The sequence below is a fragment of the Brevundimonas sp. genome, from assembly GCF_013912065.1.
Classification (GTDB): domain Bacteria; phylum Pseudomonadota; class Alphaproteobacteria; order Caulobacterales; family Caulobacteraceae; genus Brevundimonas.
This window is the reverse complement of record NZ_JACESA010000002.1, coordinates 175,804-194,602: the sequence shown is the minus strand read 5'-3', so window position 1 is coordinate 194,602 and position 18,799 is coordinate 175,804. Positions and strand designations below refer to the sequence as shown.

Annotated in this window: 20 protein-coding genes; 7 read left to right on the top strand and 13 right to left on the bottom strand. The window is 69.9% G+C overall.

Features of this window, described 5'->3' with window-relative positions:
• Positions 1-23 precede the first annotated feature (23 nt).
• From H2037_RS02820 to H2037_RS02810, 3 genes are all read left to right on the top strand, one after another.
• Entirely contained in the window at positions 24-560 is a 537-nt protein-coding gene (locus tag H2037_RS02820; RefSeq protein WP_292117465.1) for a hypothetical protein, read from the top strand.
• A gap of 146 nt (positions 561-706) precedes the next feature.
• Positions 707-1,555: an SDR family oxidoreductase gene (locus H2037_RS02815; protein ID WP_292117462.1), complete on the top strand. Its 849-nt coding sequence runs from the start codon at positions 707-709 to the stop codon at positions 1,553-1,555.
• Between the two features lie 212 nt (positions 1,556-1,767).
• Positions 1,768-2,706 (top strand): AraC family transcriptional regulator, encoded by a 939-nt coding sequence (locus tag H2037_RS02810; protein WP_292117461.1) that lies wholly within the window; start codon positions 1,768-1,770, stop codon positions 2,704-2,706.
• A 53-nt stretch (positions 2,707-2,759) separates the two neighbouring features.
• Here the strand turns inward: H2037_RS02810 and H2037_RS02805 are convergent, their stop codons facing one another.
• The 3 genes from H2037_RS02805 to H2037_RS02795 form a co-directional block, all read right to left on the bottom strand.
• Positions 2,760-4,307: a class I SAM-dependent methyltransferase gene (locus H2037_RS02805; RefSeq protein ID WP_292117459.1), complete on the bottom strand. Its 1,548-nt coding sequence runs from the start codon at positions 4,305-4,307 to the stop codon at positions 2,760-2,762.
• Between the two features lie 67 nt (positions 4,308-4,374).
• Positions 4,375-4,878: a DoxX family protein gene (locus H2037_RS02800; protein ID WP_292117457.1), complete on the bottom strand. Its 504-nt coding sequence runs from the start codon at positions 4,876-4,878 to the stop codon at positions 4,375-4,377.
• Entirely contained in the window at positions 4,875-5,876 is a 1,002-nt protein-coding gene (locus H2037_RS02795; RefSeq protein ID WP_292117454.1) for an SDR family NAD(P)-dependent oxidoreductase, read from the bottom strand. Before H2037_RS02795 ends, H2037_RS02800 begins: the two co-directional genes overlap by 4 nt.
• Positions 5,877-6,049: 173 nt before the next feature.
• Between H2037_RS02795 and H2037_RS02790 the strand changes: the two genes are divergently transcribed.
• Positions 6,050-6,985, top strand: coding sequence for an AraC family transcriptional regulator (locus tag H2037_RS02790; RefSeq protein ID WP_292117452.1), 936 nt, complete (start codon positions 6,050-6,052; stop codon positions 6,983-6,985).
• A 144-nt stretch (positions 6,986-7,129) separates the two neighbouring features.
• Here the strand turns inward: H2037_RS02790 and H2037_RS02785 are convergent, their stop codons facing one another.
• The 3 genes from H2037_RS02785 to H2037_RS02775 are packed head-to-tail and all read right to left on the bottom strand — an operon-like array spanning position 7,130 to position 10,047.
• Positions 7,130-8,182 (bottom strand): aldehyde reductase, encoded by a 1,053-nt coding sequence (locus H2037_RS02785; RefSeq protein WP_292117450.1) that lies wholly within the window; start codon positions 8,180-8,182, stop codon positions 7,130-7,132.
• A complete protein-coding gene (locus H2037_RS02780) occupies positions 8,179-9,165 on the bottom strand; it encodes an AraC family transcriptional regulator ligand-binding domain-containing protein (protein ID WP_292117448.1) in 987 nt (328 codons plus the stop codon). The genes H2037_RS02785 and H2037_RS02780 overlap by 4 nt, the downstream gene beginning before the upstream one ends.
• Before the next feature lie 42 nt (positions 9,166-9,207).
• Positions 9,208-10,047 (bottom strand): helix-turn-helix transcriptional regulator, encoded by an 840-nt coding sequence (locus tag H2037_RS02775; RefSeq protein ID WP_292117445.1) that lies wholly within the window; start codon positions 10,045-10,047, stop codon positions 9,208-9,210.
• 91 nt (positions 10,048-10,138) lie between these two features.
• Between H2037_RS02775 and H2037_RS02770 the strand changes: the two genes are divergently transcribed.
• Complete coding sequence (locus H2037_RS02770; protein ID WP_292117442.1) at positions 10,139-11,041, top strand: SDR family oxidoreductase; 903 nt, start codon at positions 10,139-10,141, stop codon at positions 11,039-11,041.
• Positions 11,042-11,576: 535 nt separating this feature from the next.
• Complete coding sequence (locus tag H2037_RS02765) at positions 11,577-12,293, top strand: YkgJ family cysteine cluster protein (protein ID WP_292117440.1); 717 nt, start codon at positions 11,577-11,579, stop codon at positions 12,291-12,293.
• Between the two features lie 68 nt (positions 12,294-12,361).
• Here H2037_RS02765 and H2037_RS02760 read toward each other — a convergent pair whose 3' ends face one another.
• Entirely contained in the window at positions 12,362-13,276 is a 915-nt protein-coding gene (locus H2037_RS02760; RefSeq protein WP_292117437.1) for an SDR family oxidoreductase, read from the bottom strand.
• An 86-nt stretch (positions 13,277-13,362) separates the two neighbouring features.
• Positions 13,363-13,866 carry a nuclear transport factor 2 family protein gene (locus tag H2037_RS02755; RefSeq protein ID WP_292117434.1) on the bottom strand — a complete coding sequence of 168 codons (504 nt, stop codon included), beginning with the start codon at positions 13,864-13,866 and terminating at the stop codon, positions 13,363-13,365.
• Between the two features lie 328 nt (positions 13,867-14,194).
• On the opposite strand from H2037_RS02755, the gene H2037_RS02750 reads away from it, so the two are divergent.
• On the top strand, positions 14,195-14,404 hold the full coding sequence (locus tag H2037_RS02750) for a hypothetical protein (protein ID WP_292117431.1): 210 nt from the start codon (positions 14,195-14,197) through the stop codon (positions 14,402-14,404).
• Between the two features lie 54 nt (positions 14,405-14,458).
• Here the strand turns inward: H2037_RS02750 and H2037_RS02745 are convergent, their stop codons facing one another.
• From H2037_RS02745 to H2037_RS02725, 5 genes are all read right to left on the bottom strand, one after another.
• The gene (locus H2037_RS02745) at positions 14,459-15,667 is read right to left on the bottom strand and encodes a DUF3363 domain-containing protein (RefSeq protein ID WP_292117429.1); all 1,209 of its coding nucleotides are present in this window, start codon (positions 15,665-15,667) and stop codon (positions 14,459-14,461) included.
• A 361-nt stretch (positions 15,668-16,028) separates the two neighbouring features.
• A complete protein-coding gene (locus H2037_RS02740; protein ID WP_292117427.1) occupies positions 16,029-16,973 on the bottom strand; it encodes a DUF2493 domain-containing protein in 945 nt (314 codons plus the stop codon).
• A 341-nt stretch (positions 16,974-17,314) separates the two neighbouring features.
• A complete protein-coding gene (locus H2037_RS02735) occupies positions 17,315-17,779 on the bottom strand; it encodes a GcrA family cell cycle regulator (protein ID WP_292117425.1) in 465 nt (154 codons plus the stop codon).
• 132 nt (positions 17,780-17,911) lie between these two features.
• Positions 17,912-18,325, bottom strand: coding sequence for a single-stranded DNA-binding protein (locus H2037_RS02730; RefSeq protein ID WP_292117423.1), 414 nt, complete (start codon positions 18,323-18,325; stop codon positions 17,912-17,914).
• Between the two features lie 37 nt (positions 18,326-18,362).
• The gene (locus tag H2037_RS02725) at positions 18,363-18,716 is read right to left on the bottom strand and encodes a hypothetical protein (protein ID WP_292117420.1); all 354 of its coding nucleotides are present in this window, start codon (positions 18,714-18,716) and stop codon (positions 18,363-18,365) included.
• Between the last annotated feature and the right edge of the window lie 83 nt (positions 18,717-18,799).

The window sequence follows — 18,799 nt, the reverse complement described above, 5'->3', positions numbered from 1 at the left end:
CATGCATCGCGCAGGAGTCCAAGATGCAACAGCCATTCCCTCGCCCCTCCGCCCGCCTCCCCGGCACGGGGCCTCGCCGGCTAGCGACCCTTTCCCTGGCCGGCGCCGTCTTCGTGGGAACGGCGACCGCAGCGGCGTCGCAGGATCGCGCTGCAACACTGCCTGAAGCTCCACAGACCATGCTGATCCTGCCTGCCGAGGCGCTTCGGGATTTTCGACCGCTCGTCGCGTCCAGCCCCAACGGCCCCAATATCGTGGCGATCGAGGGCGACCCCTACTCCACGCCGTCCATCACCCTCTTCCGATACACCCACAACTACGCGGGCAGCCGCCGGCTCCACACCCATACCCACACCTACCGGAGCATCCTCATCGAGGGCGAGATGAAGCACTGGGGGGCCGAGGGAAGCGAGGAGATAGCCACCATCCTGCGGCCGGGCGCCTACTGGCGCCAACCTGGCGGCCAGCACCACGCCGATCACTGCGTCACGGATCACTGCCTGGCCATGGTCATCTTCGAGGGCGAGATCGACGCGGACTTCCACGGCGCTCACCCCTAGCAGCGGCGGCCCGCGAGCCTGCAGCCCTCGCCCCGCTCCGACAGCTCCGCCCCCGTGGGATCAGGCAAATCATCGTTTGGATACGGCAAGACCCGTCCCTCCGCGGCGTGCTCCTCTCGGCTCACCCCAAACGGAGACCTCAGCCCATGTCCGACACCTCCCGCCGATCGCTCCTGGCCCTGGCCGCCGCGGCTGCCCCGGCCCTCGCCGTGGCCGGCGGCGCCCGCGCCCAGACTGCGTCCGCCGCCGCAGGCGCCCAAGCCCAGCCCGGAGCAGGCCGGGCCGCCATCGTCACCGGATCCTCTCGCGGGATCGGCGCGGCCACCGCTAAGCGGCTGGCGCGCGACGGGTTCGCCGTGACCATCAACTATCTTACAAACGCCGACCTGGCGGCCCAGGTCGTGCGCGACATCGAGGCGGCCGGCGGACGCGCAATCTCCCGTCAGGCCGACGTCGCCGATCCGGGCGCCGTCCGCGCCCTGTTCGAGGCCAACGAGCAGGCCTTCGGCGGCGTGGATGTCGTCATCAGCAACGCCGCCATCATGAACACGGCGCCCTTCGCCCAGTTCGAGGACGCCGCCTTCGACCGGATGATCGCCACCAATGTGAAGGGCAGCTTCAACGTCCTGCGCGAGGCGGCGCGCCGCACCCGCGACGGCGGGCGCATCGTCACCCTCGCCTCCACCTCCATCAAGGCCAAGCGGGCGACGCACGGCGGCTACGCCGCCACCAAGGCGGTTCAGGAAATCTACGCCGGCGTCCTCTCCAAGGAGCTGGCCGGGCGCCGCATCTCGGTCAACGCCCTGGCCCCCGGACCGACGAACACCAGCCTGCTGGACGTCCCGCCGCCGATGCGCGCCCAAGCCGCCCAGATGACCCCGTACGGCCGCATCGGTGAACCGGAGGATGTCGCCAACGCCATCGCAGCCCTCTGCTCGACCGACGGCGAATGGATCAACGGCCAGGTCGTCTTCGCCAACGGCGGCTTCCTCTAGAAGACTGCGGCCGCGCAGCCAAAGCGGGCCGATGCGGCGGGCCGCCGCCGCGTCGGCGCGATCATGCGTCCGGTTGAACGGCCCCGCCCGCCGAGGTGCGTCAATCTGTACTTGCCGAATCCAACGCCAGAATTGCCCAATCCTCCGCCTGCCGTTGTTCACAGTCCGTCGCAGGCGTAGGATCCGGTCATAAACAGCTGCGGACGTCGATCATGGCCATTGAACTGACCTCGGTGATTGCCGACATCCTGGACGCCCAGGGCGTGACCAACGGCGTCTACGACACGCCTGTGCCGGGCCTTCGACTGCTGCGCACCCACGCCTCCGTCGCGCCGCGTCACATGCACTACCGTCCGTCGCTCTGCATGGTCGCCCAGGGCCGCAAGGAGGTGCTCGTCGGCGACACCACCATCAGCTACGGCGACATGCAGTCGATGATCGTCACGGTCGAGGTGCCCGTCCTCAGTCAGATGGAGGCCTCGGTCGAGAAGCCCTACGTCGGCGCCGTGCTGGAGCTCAATCCGCAGATCATTCTGGAGGTCGCCACCCAGCTCGAGACCGGCGGCGCCCCGCGGGGCAAGCCGGGCTCCGGCCTGGTCGTCCAGGACATCGACGCCCACGTCTCGGCCTCGATCCTGCGCCTGCTCGATCTCGTTCGTCATCCGCACGGGGTCGAGATCCTCTATCCGGTCGTCATGCGCGAGATCTCCTACTGGCTGCTGACCGGGCCGGCCGGCGGCAATGTGGCGCGACTGGCCATCCCCGAAGGTCAGCCCGCGCGCATCGCCAAGGCGATCCAGCAGATGCGCGAAAGCTTCGACGCGCCGATCAGCGTGCCCGACATGGCCCGCACCGCCGGCATGAGCGCCTCCTCCTTCCATCAGCATTTCAAGATGCTGACCTGCATGTCGCCGCTCCAGTACCAGAAGCATCTGCGTCTGCTGGAGGCGCGTCGGCTGATGATGACCGACGGCGAGAAGGCCGGGAACGCCGCCCTGTCGGTCGGCTACGAGAGCGTGTCCCAGTTCAGCCGCGAGTTCGCCCGCATGTTCGGCAAGTCCCCGCGACGCCAGACCCGGGGATCCGAGCCGCGTCCCGCCCGTCCGGGGTCGGAGGACCACGGCGCCGGGATCGCCGCCATGGCGGGCTAGGAAATCAGTCGCCGTCTTCGGCCGACCAAGCCTGAAGGCCCGGCCTCCCGCGCTCAGTCCAGCACGCCCAGCGCCCGGTAGAGCGGCAGGACCACCCGGACGAACCGCTCAGCCATCTCGGCGAGCACCGTCAGGTTCTCTTCCGGCGTGACCATCTCCTGATCGTTCTTCACCGCCCGGTCGCCCGTGGTCTGGAAGACCGCCCAGGTCGAGGCCGCAAGCGCCGAAGCCTCGCGGTCGCCGGCGAGCCAGGCGCGCAGGAAGAGCTGCGCCGGCCGCGGACAGGCCAGGCCGCCGCCGGTCACGGGCGCCGCCAGATGCTTCAGCGCCGGACCGGTCACGGCCCGCTCCATCACATGGGCGTTGTAGGCGCGGGACCGCGTCACCGCCTCGGCCGCCGGGACTCTCGCCGGGCGCAAGACCTCCATCCCCACCAGGACGGTCAGGGCGGAGATGGCGTCCATGGTGCGCAAGGTCGTCAGACCCGTCGCCGCGACGATCTCGGGCAGGGTCTTGGGCCTGTAGTCCTCCGCCGCCAGGGCGTCGACGACGGGCCCGTAGACCTCGGCGGGCAGGACGGCCTCGCCCAGGGCGCCGCTCACCGCCAGGACGATCTCGTCGCGAACGCTGGACAGGACGAACCTCTGCTCGGCCCAGAATCGCTCCTGCTCGGGAATAGTCATGCGAACCAGGCCTTTCACCCAGACGTCGGGCCGGAAACGCTGGTTGACCATGAAGTCCCTGACCGACTCGCGCAGTTCCAGCGGCTTGCACCTGTCCAGCAGGGCGACGGCCTCCGGCGTCAGGTTGAGGTCGTTGACGCGGTCGAGCACCCGCGCCGAGGCCACGAAGCTCAGTTTCGCCTCCGCCATCCCCGCCGCGACCTCGGCGAAATAGGGAATGTGCCAGTCGGTGTTGAGATACTCGTGCGCCAGATAGGTGCGGCTCTTCTTCGGCAGGCCCGAGGCCAGGGTCGCGGCCGGCTTCACCTCCGCGAAATACCGGGGGCTCGCCGCGACCACGTCCTGCAGGAAGTCGAGGGCCCGTTCCACGCCGCCGGGATCATCGGCGCCGACCGCCGCGCCGACCGCCCGATCGCGTCCGAGCTCCAGCAGGTGACGCACCGGCGCCAGGGCCGACCAGCCCGGCTGGGCGTTGTAGCTGACGTAGGCGACGCCGCCGGGCCGCAGCCTCAGGCGGATCAGGTCCAGGATCGCCCGCCGGTTGGCTTCGGAGATCCAGCTCCACACGCCGTGCAGCGCGATGACGTCGAACATGGGCAGATCAGGCCGGACGCAGAAGTCGGCGAACCCTTCCTCGGACAGGACGACGTCCGCCCCCGACGCCTCCGCCAGCCGTTCGGCATGGGCCACGTGGGCCGGGTTGAAGTCCACGCCCCAGAAGACGCCGGCGTTCGCCGCCGCATGGATGTTGACCGACACCCCGCGCCCGAAGCCCAGCTCCAGATAGGTCGGCTGATCGGGAATGCGGCACCGGACGCCCGCCGCCTGGCAGACGAACCGCAGATGGTCCGGCGCAAGGTTGGGATAGTAGCCGGAGGTGTATTCCGTGCCGGTGTAATAGCCGTCCGTCCACTGCATGGAGCGCCCGATTTCTGAAGGCGTCGTGATGCGCCGGTGAATGATGAGAGACGGAGCTCGGCCCCGCCTAGAGGGTCACCCGGGCTTCCCGCAGCCGGCCGATCAGCACGGCGAGGGCGAGGCTCGCGAGACAAAGGTTCAGAACCGCGAACCCCGGCTCCGCCCGCGACAGGTGCAGGGCGCCGGTGAAGGCCGTCAGGCCGATCATGCCGATCACGGAGAAGGCCATCACCTGTCCCCCGCCTCTCCAGGCGGCCAGGGGCGCCAGCACCCCGCCGGCCAACGCGAGCTCGACCAATCCGACGGCCTGGACGACCCCGAGATCGACGCTCTCAGGCCAGCCGAGCAACAGGCTGAGCATCTCGTGCGGCTGGGTCAGCTTGGCGTAGGCCGCGCCCGCGAAGAACATCGCGAGCCAGGCCTGAAGCGTCCAGAGCGCCATATGAAGATAGAAGGCCTGCAGCCGCTGCTGGGCCGCGGTCGGACCCGAAGCGCCGCCGCGCCGCCGCCCCGCCATGAGACGGCCGATCCAGGATTTGGGGGCCGACGCCACACGATGCGCGCAGGTCACGGCGCGCTCCCGGTCCGGTCGCCGCCGGCGGGATTGAAGCCTGAAGACTCCGCGGCGCGACTCTTGTGCAATCCTCCGCAGTTCAACGCGGGCGCCTCTGCGCGCGACTGCGGCCGCCGCACGGCTGGGATCCCCGCAGCGGTCCAAGACGGACCGGCGGCGCCGACACCGTCCGGTCGGGCGCCGTCTGCTTGCGAGGAAGACTGCACCGCTGGAGCCCCTGACCCTGCGCCGATCCGCGCGATCGCCATCCGCGACACGGGGCCGTCGTTGAGGCGGGCGAACGCAAGCTTCGGCGCGAGCCGGCTCAGAAGGCGCAGGCGGCCCGCCGGCCCGATTACAGTCTCGATTGCTCCCCGTTCGATCCCCGCGATCGCCGCGCGCGCCACCGCCTCCGCAGACAAGGGCGCGGGACCGTGCTCGGCCCTATCACGCAGAAGCGTTTCGTGGACCGGAGGCGCAATCTCGAACACTTGGATCCCGGTTCCGGCCATCTGGGCCCGCAGCGACCGCGTATAGGCGCGAAGCCCCGCCTTGCTGGCGCTGTAGACCGGGGCGATCGCCATCGGCACATAGGCGAATCCGGAGGTCACATTGACGATCGCCGCCTCCGCCTTGACGCCGAGCAGCGGGAGGAACCGGGCGGTCATCCACATCGCCGCCTTGAGGTTCACCTCGATCTCCAGGGTCAGGTCGTATGGGTCCAGATCCGCCCGCAGATCGAGCCGCCGCATGGCGCCGGCGCAGTTGATCAGGACGTTCAGCGCAGGAAAGGCGTCGGCGAGCTCGACGTAGAGTTCGGCGACGGCCGCCGGGGCGGTGACGTCGCAGACCGCGATATGCAGGTCGGGCGTCTCGGCCTGCGCCGCCTCCAGAGCCGCCAGCCCGCGTCCAACGATGATGACGGTGTTGTCGCGGGCGACGAGTTGGCGCGCCAGCGCCAGGCCGACGCCGGAGGACCCGCCGGTGATCAGGACGGTCGCATGCCTCAGTCTCATGGGGACGAACCCTCGCCTGTTTCGCGATTCAGATCGCCGACGGCCCTAGAATGCGGATGTCGTCGGCAAAGCGAATGTCCAAACCGCCTTGTTTTTTGCCTGATGCTACGGACCGGCTTGTGGGCTTTCCGGGGGCGACCTAGGGTCGGTCATCGAATTCCGCGAGGCTGACCATGAACAGCGAGTTGAACGCCGCCATCACCCGGATTCTCGACGCCCACATCGGTGCGGACGGCTTCTACGCGACCCCGGTGCCGGGCCTGACGCTGATGCGCTCGTCCCTCACCCTGCCGCCCCAGCACATGCAGTACCGGCCCAAGATCTGTTTCGTCACCCAGGGCGCCAAGTCGCTTATGGTCGCGGACAGGACGGTGAAATACGGCGCAGGCCAGTCGCTGGTCGTCACCATCGAGGTGCCGGTCGTCAGCCAGATCGTCGAGGCGACGCCGGACGAACCCTTCACCGGCGCGACCCTCGAGCTGGACGCCGAGATCATCCTGGACGTGGTCACCCGGCTGGACTCGATGCCCCATCTGCACGGCCCGGCCGGCTTCGGCCTGGTGGTCAATGATCTGGACGCCCAGATGACGGGCTCGCTCCTGCGCCTGCTCGATCTCGTGCGTCAACCGCACGCCATCGAGATCCTCTATCCCGCGATCATGCGCGAGATTTCCTACTGGCTGTTGATCGGGCCGGCCGGCCGCAATGTCGCTCGCATGGTGCTGCCCGAGGGTCAGCCGCTGCGGATCGCCGCAGCGATCGCCTATATGCGCGACAATTTCGAGCTGCCGATGAGCGTGGCCGAACTGGCCGGCAAGGCCGGCATGAGCCCCTCCACCTTCCACCAGCATTTCAAGACCCTGACCTCCATGTCGCCGCTTCAGTACCAGAAGCAGCTCCGGCTGCTCGAGGCCCGCCGCATGATGGTCACCGAAGGGGTCAAGGCGGGCGTCGCAGCCGTGACCGTCGGCTACGAGAGCGTGTCCCAGTTCAGCCGGGAGTATGCGCGGATGTTCGGCTCGCCGCCCCGCCGCGAATCCCAGCACGCCAAGGCCGACCCGGCCCGGTTCGCCGCCCTTCAGGAGGGCGGGTCATCCTCGATCCACTGACGTAACCACGGCGCCCCCCCGCCGACCCGTCCGTTCCGGCGGGCCGCCCCGCCATCGCACCGGGAGCCACCACGGCCGCCGCGCTCGACAAGGCGCGGGTTCCCCCGCCGAGCCAACGTTCGGTCCGCCCGACGTCAACTGATATCACGCTTTCAGAAGACCCCGATCAACCATGCTCCTGGCCGCCGCGATGACCGCCGCCCGGGGCGGTCGCGGCGTCCAGCCCAACATCCGCCCCGCCTTCTCGTTCGAGGTGGCCTTGGCGTAGCCGAGATCATGGACGATCGGTCGGAGGTCTGCGTTGAAGACGGCGAGCGCCCGCAGCACCACGTTCGGGAGCGCGCGGGTCGGGACGCGCCCCGCCGCGGCGCCGATCTCCTGCCGGAGGATCGCTGCGATTTCCCGGAGGTGCAGCGCAGGGCCGTTGGACAGCAGAAAGCGCTCACCGGCGGCGTCCGCTCGGCCGATCGCCATCACATGGGCGGCGGCCACGTCTCGGACATCGATGACCGGAATGTAGAGGTCCGGAAAGGCCGGCATCTCGCCGCTCAGCAGCCGCTGGATCAGGTGGTTGGATCCCGACACGGCCTGCCCCAGCACGGGTCCCATCACCGCCACGGGGAGCATCGTCGTCAGGGTCATCGCGCCGCCCTCGGCCGCCATGAAGGCCCAGGCCGCGCGTTCCGCCAGCGTCTTGCTTCGTCCATAGGCGTCCACCCCCGGGCCTTGGAGATCGGTCCAGTCCGCCTCGGTGAAGGTGCGCCCGCTGCGGCGATGCCCCCAGCTGACGGCGTGGAAGGCCGAGGTCAGGACGACCCGTTCGACCCGTGCGTCCCTGGCCGCCCTGAGGACGCGCAGCGTGCCCTCGACGGCCGGGACGATCAGAGCGTCCTCGTCGGCGACACGGCCGGGCCGCACCGGGGACGCGATGTGAAGGACGACCTCGACATCGGCGACGGCCTCCGCCCAGCCGTCGTCACTCAGGAGATCGGCCGTGACGACCTCGAGCCTGCCCGACTCCACCATCCCGGCCTCGGTCAGGACGCGCCGGACGTCCGCTTCCGTCGCGAGGCTTCGAACGGTCGTCCGTACGCGATGGCCCTGGTCAAGGAGCTGGAGGATGCAATGTCCGGCGATGAAGCCGGACCCGCCGGTGACGAGGACACGTTTAGGGCGCATCAGGACAGTCTGGTTCATGGGTGGTCCTCGGCCTGCAGTGTGCGCCAGCGCGCCGGACTGGTCCGCTCCCACCCGCGAAAGGCGCGGGCGAAGGAGTTCGGCTCCTCGAAGCCGAGAAGCATGGAGATGGCGACGGGATCGAGCGCCGTGTTCAGGAGCAGACGGTTCGCCGTCACCCGTCTGACGGCCGCGAGCTCCTGCTGAAAGCCGGTGTGCTCGCCTTCGAGCCTGCGCTGCAGCGTTCGTCCGCTGACGCCCAGCCGACCCGCCACCGCGTCCAGGCCGGGGCGGCGACCCTCGCTCAGCAGACGGGCGACGGCCACGCGCACCTCTCCAACCACGGCCGGAAACCCGTCTCCCTCGGCGAGCCTGTCCTCCAGCCGCTGCAGCAACCGGCTGAAGGCGCCGCCGTCCGCCGTGACGAACGGCGCATCGAGCGCGTCGGCCTCGAACACCATGGCGTCGGCGGGCGCGCCGAACACCACGGTGCATCCGAAATGAGCGCGCAGGAGCGGCTCGTCCATCGGCCGGCGCGCCAGTTCGAGGCGAACGGGCGCGACACGTCCGGCCGTCCCCCGCCGCGCCAGGTCCCGAAGCGACGCCAGGGTCATGTCGACAAGCAGGCGCGGCGGCGCGGTCGTCGCCTGAAGCCAGCGATAGCGGACGACCGCCTCGCCCCCTCCGGTCTCCACCTCGATCCGCTCGGGGCAGGTCAGACGCTTGTATCGGGACAGGGCGGCGAGCGCGGCGCGCAGATCGGGCGCATGCAGGGCGACCAGCGCGCCCACGCCGTAGCCGCCGGCGATCCCCCCGGCGCCGAAACGAAGCCCCGCCGACCGGTCCTCCGACGCCGCATCGGCCGCCGCCCAGATCCGGAAGAAGTCGTCGGTGCTCCAGGCGTTGGACAGGGCCACGCCGGCCTGTTCGCAAAGCTGCTCCAGGGTCGCGCCGTGGCTCGCGAAGGCGTGGGGGGAGAGAGAAAAGGTCTCGGAAGCGAGCATGACCTCAGCCTTGGCAGGCCCTGCCGCGCCCGACAAATCCGATCACGCCACCCCCGCGTTCTCCGCACGGGCCTCGATCAGCCGGCGCAGGCGCGACGCATCGCCTTCAGTGGCCGCGTTGTAGACGACGAGCGCCAGCTCGGAGCGCCCGCTCACGGCGAAGGTCGAGAACTCCAGATCTATGCCCCCGACCTCCGGCAGGTTCAGGCGCTTGACGCCGCCGCCCGGGGCCGCCACGTCGTCGCCGCGCCACAAGGTCGCGAACTCGGCGCTTTCCCGGGACAGCTCCTCGGCCAGTTGGGCCATCTCGGCGCCCGCCCCGGCGCGGGCCGCGTCGGCGCGGAAGGTCGCCACGACGAAGCGGGCGACGCTCCACCAGTCGTCCTGGGCCGCCCGCACCCGGGAATCCCGAAAGATCAGCCTCAGCACATTCCGCTCCCGGGGCGGCAGCGCGCCGTAGTCGTTCAGGGCGATCGCGGCCCGGTTCCAGGCCACGACGTCCCAGGTCGCCGTCTTGATGATGGCGGGGCTCCAGGGCATGGCGTCGAGCACCCCCTGCAGCCGCGGTGTGATCCCCTCGCCCGGCCGGTAGCGGACATCGGGCGCCCGCCCCAGACCGATCAGGAACAGATGCTCCCGCTCCGCCTCGGTCAGCATCAGGGCCGCCGCGATCCGGTCGAGCGTATCCGCCGACGGCGCCCCGCCCCGCCCCTGCTCCAGCCAGGCGTACCAGGTCGGGCTGATGCCGGCGCGCTGCGCCACCTCCTCGCGTCGCAGGCCGGGCGTGCGCCGCCGTCCCGCCGGATAGCCGAGCGCGAGCGGCTCCAGGGTGGAGCGGCGGCTGCGAAGATAGGCCCCCAGCCGGCCCTCGGCGTCAGTCATCGGGTTAGACCTTATAACAGGATAAGGTCACGACTTTAACACGGTAATCAAAGGCGGCACAGAGGGATCCTCAGTTCAGAGGAGACACGAGATGCGCGTATTTCTCACCGGAGCCACCGGCTTCATCGGATCACGGATCACCGGCGAGCTGCTGTCCGCCGGCCATGAGGTGCTCGGCCTGACGCGGTCGGCGTCCGGGGCGGCGGCCCTCGAGGCCGCGGGCGCCGTCCCCCACAGGGGCGACGTCGAGGACCTCGACAGCCTGCGCGCCGGAGCCGCCGACAGCGACGCGGTGATCCACACCGCCTTCGACCACGACTTCAGCCGCTACGCCGCCAATTGCGAAAAGGACCGCCGCGCCATCGCGGCGCTCGGCGAGACCCTGGAACGGGGCGACCGTCCGCTGATCATCACCTCCGTCACGGGAATCGGCTCCTCCGCCCCCGGGGAACCGGCCGTCGAGGATCATCTCGATCTGGCCCACCCCATTCCCCGGGTCGCGTCCGAACAGGCCGGCGAGGCCCTCAAGGCCGAGGGCGTCAACGTCATCACCGTCCGGCTCCCCCAGGTGCACGACACGGTCCGGCAGGGCCTCATCTCTCCCTTCATCGACATCGCCCGCGAGAGGGGCGTCTCCGCCTATGTCGGCGAAGGCGCCACCCGGTTCTCCGCCGCCCACGTCTCGGATGTCGCGCTCCTCTACCGTCTCGCCCTTGAGAAGGGACAGCGAAACGCGCGCTATCACGCCGTGGCGGAAGAAGGGGTGACGCTTCGCGCCATCGCCGAGGTCCTGGGCGCCGGTCTCGGCCTGCCCGTGGTCTCGATCCCGGCGGACAGGGCCGGCGACCATTTCGGGTATATGGCGACCTTCGCCGGCCTCGATCTGGTCGCCTCCAGCGCCTGGACCCGCGACCGACTGGGGTGGACGCCCGAGGGTCCGGACCTGCTGTCGGACCTGCGCGCCATGGACTATGCGTCGCCCGCGGCGGCGTGACGGACCTGCCGGGGCGGCGTTCAGGTTTCGGAGCCCTGGGCAAGTTTCTCGGCAATACGGGCATCGCCGCCAGGCGCACCCGTCGATAGTCTTCTTCTCATGGTGACGACGACGGCGGCCCTCCGGGGTCGGGATCCCGTCACCCCGAATATCGGATCGGCCCTGCCTCTCCCCGGCCTGCCGATCCGGTAGGGATCGCCCTCTTTTCTGACCTCCGGCGATCCCCCACAAGGCCACCGAGGCGCCCCCCCGCCCTCGGTGGCCGCCCTGGGGATCCGGCGATGTAGGCCCGCCGCTCCGTTCGACACGGGTCCGCGCGGCGGCCCCGACCTGGAGCCGGCTGACGGGCGGGACCCCCTCCGAACCACGCCTCGCCCGACATTGCAGAGGAAGAGGCAAGACAAGGCGAGGATCGCGCATCCCGTTCGACCGCCCGAGCGGGGATATTGGCGTCACCGCCATCCCTTCCGCCCCCCTCCGCGCGCGTCGCCCGGAAACGGCGACGGATGCGCCGGTGTCACAGGGGGGGGGCGGATTGAACACACCGAACAGAGCGCAAGCCGTCGACCGGGTCGTGGGCGAGTTCGCCGAGGTCGGCGCCCTGACCCGATCCGTCGCGGACCGCTTCGAAGGCGTCTTTCGCACCTATCGCGGCGAACTCCAGCGGCTGGCCGATAGGGCGCCGACGGTCGCGGATGCGGCGCGCGATGTGATCGCCGTCCTAGAGGCGGCCGGATCGGGATTCTCGGCGGCCTTCCCGAACCAGCCCGCCACAGACTGCGCCGCCGGCTGCGCCTTCTGCTGTCACCTGGCGGTCGCTGTGCCGCCCGGCGTCGCGGAGATGATCGCCGACCACGTCGTCGCGACCTTTACGGCCGAGGCGCGGTCCGCGCTCATCGTCCGACTGCGCGCCGCCGAGGCTCTCGCCATCGCCGCCGCAGACCCGACAAGCCTGCGCCACCGCTGCCCGCTCCTGGGGCAGGACAACCATTGCACCGTCTATGCGGTTCGGCCGATCTCCTGCCGCGCCTTCACCTCGCCCTCGGCGACGCGCTGCGAGGCCCTGATCGCCGGAGCGGCGCCGGAAGGCGGCATCCCCCAGAACGCCTCCCTCTTCCGATTGCACCGGGACGCCACGGCCGCGCTGGAACAGACCGCGCGGGTCCGCGGCGAGCCGGCGATGCAGAAAGGCCTGGCGGAGGCCCTGCTCGACGCGATGGGCCGCCCCGGCGAGGATGCTGCGTCGTCCTAGCCGAGGAGCCTCGCGTAGAACGGCTACCGGGGCGATCGACAGCAGGAGGTCCTGCGAGAGGTCTTCACCTAACCGAACGAGACCCCGGCGAGATCCTCCGAGATGGCCCAGAGGCGCCGGGCGACCGTCTCGTCGAGCGCCTGGGGCGGAACCTTGGCCTCGGTCGGATAGCCGCGCAGCTCCCCGCCGCCGTCCGGCCCGTAGTAGACGCCCGGACGGGCTTCGGGGGCCGTGGCGGCGAACAGGGTCGGCAAGGCGCCCTGGGCCGCGGGCTGGAAGAGGAAGGGGAAGGTCTTGCGGAAGAAGCGGGGCAGGCTGCCCTCGCCGGGCGCATTGAGCAGCAGGTCCGTGCGGGAAACGCCCGGATGGGCGGCCAGGCTGGCGACGCCCCACCCGCCGGCTTCGCTGCGTCGCTGCAGCTCGAAGGCGAACATCAGACAGGCCAGCTTGGACTGTCCGTAGGCGGGCATCGACCGGTAGCGGCGCCGAGCGTTCAGATCGTCGAAGTCGATCGCGCCGCTGCGGGCGGCCACGCTCGACAGGCTCACAACCCGCGCAGCCGATGCCTTGCGCAGCAGGGGCATCAGATGCGCCGTCAGGGCGAAATGGCCCAGATAGTTGGTGCCGAGCTGAAGCTCGAACCCGTCCGCCGTTTCCACCCGCGTCGGCGGCACCATGACCGCGGCGTTGTTGATCAGGATATCCAGATGATCGGTCTGGCCGCGCAGGCGCTCGCCGAAGGCCGTGACCGAGGCCAGGTCCGCCAGATCGAGGCGCTCGAACCGCACCTGGGCCGACGGAACCTCCCGCCTGACCCGGGCGACGGCTTCGGCCCCCTTGTCCGGGTTGCGCCCGGCGATGACCACCTCGGCTCCGGCGCGGGTCAGGGCGAGCGCATCCTCCAGGCCGAGCCCGCCCGTGCCGGTCACCACGGCCGAGCGGCCGGTCTGGTTCGGAATGTCGTCGGCGGTCCAGTGGGTCATGGCGGCTCCTCTCGTCCGCCGGTCGGCGGGCCTGTTCGAGCCATCCTGCTCGAACCGCGCGGAAACCGAATACCCGATGCCCCGCTTTAATTGCCGGATCCTACGAGTGAGGAGTCAACCACGGTGCTGTAGGGCAGCGTCCGGGCCAGGGCGACTGCGCGTTTGTCCCAGTCGCCCGGCGGGGTGCCCAGAGCGAGGAAGACGTCGTCGAGCGCATATTCGAGGATCTGGACAATCCGCTCGCCTGCGATGTCGAAGCGAATGACATAGGTGTTGCGGTAAGCGGCCTTGGAATGGCTCGCCACGCCGTCGCTCTGGGCCTGCAGGAAGACCCGGGCGCCGTCCGCAGAGACCGTCCAGTCCTTGTCCACCCAGACCAGGCTGTCGAACTTGCCGAACAGGCCGAAGGTGTAGGCGAGAACCTCGTCCTTGCCCTCAAACACCCCGCTGGGATGAGCCGGGTCTGTGTTGAGCACGAAGACCTGGCGCGCCTTGGGATGCAGCAGGCGTTCGATGCCCTCCCGGTCCCGCGTTTCCACGCAGCCAATGAATTGCTGGGCGATCGCCAGCCCGTTCGTGATCGTCGACATGGGTCATCCTTGCTGGGGTCCGGGCGAGCGCCTCGGACGAAATCGGGGCGAACCTCACGCCGTCGGCAGCCGGCGTAAGCAGCGCAGGCGGCCCAAGAGGGGCTCGTCCGACGCCGATCCTCTAAACGGCCCAGCGGCCGCCGCGGTCAGCCCGATCCTCCGAGTTGTTTGCTCGATCCTCGCAAACTCGGCGCCGCGCCTTGGGCGGACCTCCGGCCACGCCGGGCGCGAGGCGACTCGTCGGGACATCGCCGACCCCGGCCGCTCGCGGTTCTCCGACCGGGCCGCCCTCTGGCGGCCCTCGAGGAGCCCGGCTAGTCTCCAGAGCATGAAACCCCACCCTCATCCGAACGAGCCCGGTCAGTGGACCCTGCTGGAAACCCGGGGCGGCGCGAGCCTCTGGAAACGGGACCGGCTGGATCCTCTGCCCGTGACCATGTTCTACGTCCTGAACCCGCCGGCCCAGGCGGAGCTCTTCTACGACGAACTGCGAGCGCGGGACCGGTTCGAAGCCCGGGTCCAGCGGGTCGAAGCCTGAAGCCGCAATCCCGTCGGATGATCCCCCGGGCCGCCATAGCCGGATCAGCGCATCCTATCGGAAGAGGTCCGCTCCCCGCCCCTGAACCACCTGCGCCAGGCCGGCGCCGGCCGGGGCCAGAACGACCGTCTTGCCGAGCTCCAGCCGGGCGGCGCCCGTCCGCAGGCGTCCATAGTGCTCCAACCCGGCGGCGTCGCGAACGATCACCCAGGGCGCCGCCCCGGCCTCGTCATGAAACCCGGTCTTCACCACCCGACCCCGCACGGCTCCCTGCGCCAGACGCCGAACGTCACAGCCGGCTTCAAGCCGCCTCTGGTTCAAGGTCCGGATCACGTCCCGCCTCAGCTGCAGCGTGCGAAGCTTCAGTTCTAGCTCCCCGTCCAGCCGGTAGCGCCGCCCCTGCCGCGTCGCCAGACCGAGGCCTTCGAGGTGACGCAGGCGCCCCCGGCTCAGCGCCGTCCAGGCGTCCGTCCCGCCCACTCCGTCCGGGACCAGGCCCTGCGGGTCCGCAGCCGCGAGGAGCCGTCGGTCGAAGGCGGTGAACCGATCCGCTGCGGTCTCGCGCCAGATCCGCCGTTCGGCGTCCACCCGGCTCAGGTCGCCGAGACGCTCCTGCGCCACCTCCTGGGCGCGGGCCCTGAAGCCGTAGCCCATATAGTCGCGCGGGATGACCAGGTCGCGCCCGTCCGACCGCCTGCCGCGCACAAGCACGTGGGCGTGAGGCTGATCGGTGTCGTAGTGACAGGTTGCGACCCAGGTCAGATCCGGCTCGCCCAGGTCCGCACACACCCTCGCCATCACCTCCCGGACATAGGGTTTGAGATTGAGTCGATCGCCATGCTCCGGGGAGACAATGAAGCGAAAATGATGCCGGTCCTGGCCCCACGCCCGAGCGGCGGCGACCACCTCCTGGGCCTCCCCTTCGCGGTCGAAGAACTCCGCCCGGCTTCCGTCGATCCCGGCGCCGTCCCGTCCCAGATAGCCGATGTGCGCCGCCAGGGCCGCCGCCCGCTCCGCGCCCTTGCCCGTGTGGCGCGAGACCAGGGCCTTGACGACGACCCGCTGGCGGACGTCCAGGCGAAAGGCGCGGCCGGAACGGTTCTGGGCCGCGCGCAGCACCCCTGTCCGATCTCCGAGGGCGAACATCCGGGAACTGGCGAGACGTTTCATCATCCCCATGCGGACGGGGTCGCGCTCGATCTTCAGGCGCAGCGGAAGCCGGACCTCCACCGTCCTGGGCTCGCCGGCCGCGGTCGACGGCAACCGGCCCTCCATAGCCTCTCGTACGAGCATGAGCCACGCTCCGTCAGCCCGGGATCCCACCGCCTGCGGACAAGTCACGGCAAGTCACCCGGCAGCATAGAGGTTCGTCCCAACAGACTGAAAGTCTAAGGGAAACGAGAACCGCCCGACACACCCTTTTATCTTGCCCTCCGGGGTTTTCGCAGATTTCCGGACACTGCCGTCAAACCTCCGCACATCCGATCAAATCTGCCGATACCCCGGCTCCCGAAGTGCGCCCGGACGGTCGTAGGGCCTGCTTACGGTCGAGGGGGTCCCCAGATGACAAACAAAAACCCGCCCGGCCGAAGCCGAGCGGGTCGTTGATGTCGTTCCCACGGAATCAGGCGGCTCGCGCCTTGATGGGCACGTGCCGCAGCCCGTTCTCCATCGCCTTCTGTCCAAGGTTGAGCGCCGGTCCGAACGGACGCTGGTCTCCCCTCGCCCGATCCACCGAATGGACCAGGGTCAGGCAGACCTCCGGCTCGAGCGCGATCAGTTCGTCGTTCGCCCGGAACGGAGCCGCCTTGCCGTGGGCGTCGAAATCCGCGCGGGCGAGGATCAGCTTCACCCCCTTCTGCTGGGCCCATCTGATCGCCAGCTTCTCGGCCCCCCTCGCCCCCGTCGTGGCCAGGGCCATGTCCGGCCATTCCGACTTCGCCCAGTTCAGGGCGTCGAAGATCCGGCCCGCATCCTCGGATGTGTCGGCCGTCGGCGCGCCCCGGAAGGCGATCACGGGACCGCCCGGATCCGCCTCTCCCGACTTCCGACTGCGGATCGCCCGGATCGCCTGCTTCGCCTCGAGCTGTGCCGCCGTCAGATGCGTGCCGCGCCGTGATCCGCGCCAGGCCGTCCAGACCTCCCCCGTCGCGACCGTCCAGGTGTCCGACGCCGCGTCCCGGATCAGTTCGCAGGCCTGCGTCGCCGCATCGCCCGCCCGGGCTTTCGCCGTCGCTTCCTGAAGCTCGGCATCCGCCGCCTCCGATCCGTCGAAGTCCCGGTCGAGCGATCGCATCGTATCGCGCGCCCGGTCCGCATCCCGTTCGATGCGTCCGGCCGCCGAATGAAAGGCGCCGATCAGGGCCTCTCCCAGGATCGTCTGATAGTCCTCCAGGGCCGTGTCGGAGATCACGTCCACGAGCTCGGTCATGAGGGCGCGCCCGAGCTGGACCAGGGCCTCCTCGGTCGGATGCGGCCGTTGATCGCCGAGCGACGCCGACAGGTCGTCGAAGGCGGAATCGGACTTCTGGGAAGCGGAGGCGATGAAGGGATGGCTGTAGAAGGTCATTGGAACATTCCTTTGAGAATGCCGTGCGCCCCATGCGCAACGACCCCGGTCTTGGCCATATCGGGGGCCCCGGCAGTCACCGGAGCGGGTCGCCGCTTGCGACCCGCGGAGGGGAACGGCGCAGCCGTTGACTTCCGGGGTGATATGACAAGATCGGAGGGCGTTGTGTGGGGGCAGGTCGTCGTCGCCCTTCGCGACGACGACACCCTTCGGCGCCGTCGCGCCGATGCGGAAGACGACGCGGCCACGGTCGGTCGATCAGGCGACGGGAAGCGTCGCCTCCGCAGAACCGCCCCCGCGAGGCACGCCGCTTGAATAGCTTCAGCCTGCAGGGCGCCGCCCTATGCCGACACGCCCTTCACCAGGCTGTCGATCGTCTGGGGCGCGCGGCGATAGGCCCGGTCGGCGTGGGGTGCGCAGAAGGCGCCCCGGCTGACGGCGCAACCGCACAGACGGAAGTCGGGCCTGCGGGGCTCCCCGATCGGCCACCGGCATTCGCCGAGCCGGACGGTCAGGATCGTCCGCGTGCCGACGCCGGGGGATGAGAGGGGCGCGTCCTGAGGAACGACAGGACGCGCCGACGTCGGTCCCGGCGCCCCTGCGGTCGACCGGCGGTTCGACCCGGGCCGCGGGCCCCGCCGGATCGCTTGGGAGCGCGCCGTCCAGAGGCCGAGACGGTGGAGCTTGCCCAGCACGGCGTTGCGACTGACGCCTTCGCCGAGCGTTCGGGCGATGACGGCGGCGGTCTGACCGTCACGCCAGAGCGCCGCCAGGCGCTCGATTCGGTCGTTGGTCCAGATGGTCATGGGCGTATCCTCGGCTAAGAGCCCGATCGGCTCGCCCACGGTCGCCCTTCCTCCCCCTCCTCGCGGCCCGGACACGCAAAATGACCCGGAGCGCGAAGCGCTCCGGGTCAAGGTCTGTTTCAGGCTTCAGGTTCAGAACGGGATGTCGTCGTTCACGTCGTAACCGCCCGCGCCGTCGATGCCCTCGGCGACCCCTGCGGGTTCGTCTGCGGTCTCCCTGCGATTCTTCAGCCGGATGTCGCCGACGATGACGCGCAGGTCGTAGTGCTCGACGCCGTTCTTGCCGGTCCAGGTGTCGTTCTCGACGTGGCCCTGGATCACAACGCGGCTGCCCTTCCGGGCGAAGGGCTCGATGTATTTCTCGGCGGTCGCCTCGTTGAAGCAGAGGCAGTTGAAGCCGGTCGTCCGTTCGCCCGGCGTGCCGTCGGCGCGCCGGAACCGGGTGGTCTCCAGCACACGGAAGCTGGCGCGCTTCCGGCCCGAGCCCTGGGCGGAGAGGATCGACGGGTCGGCGGCCAGATAGCCTTCGATGACGAGGGTTTGCATGGTCAGTCTCCTGTTGAATGAAATGAGGGTGAAGGGATCAGGCGGCGGCGCGGTCGGACGCAGAGGCGGCGTCGCGACCTTCGGCCCAGTCGAGGACGGTCAGCCGGTTGACCACCAGCTCCTTGGCCGCCCGTTCCGCGCCGTCCCTCGCCGTGTAGGTCGTGTCGATGAAGGCGCCGGTGACGAGGGCCTCGCAGCCCTGGGCCAGGCCGCGCGCGATGACCTTCTCGTTGAGGCCCTTCGACCAGCTGACGCAGTTGACGCCGACGAGCCGGTCCTTGCCGGCGCTGTCGACGCCACGCTTCTCGAGCAGCCGGAAGACGGCCTTGCCGAAATCGTCGCTGATCTGGGGGTCGGCCGCCAACCGGCCGGTGAACACCATGGTCTGCATGTCAGTCTCCTGTTGATCCGAAGCGCCGGGAAGCCGATCTCCCTCATCCCGCTTCACCCGGGACGTCCCTTCCTCCCCACTTC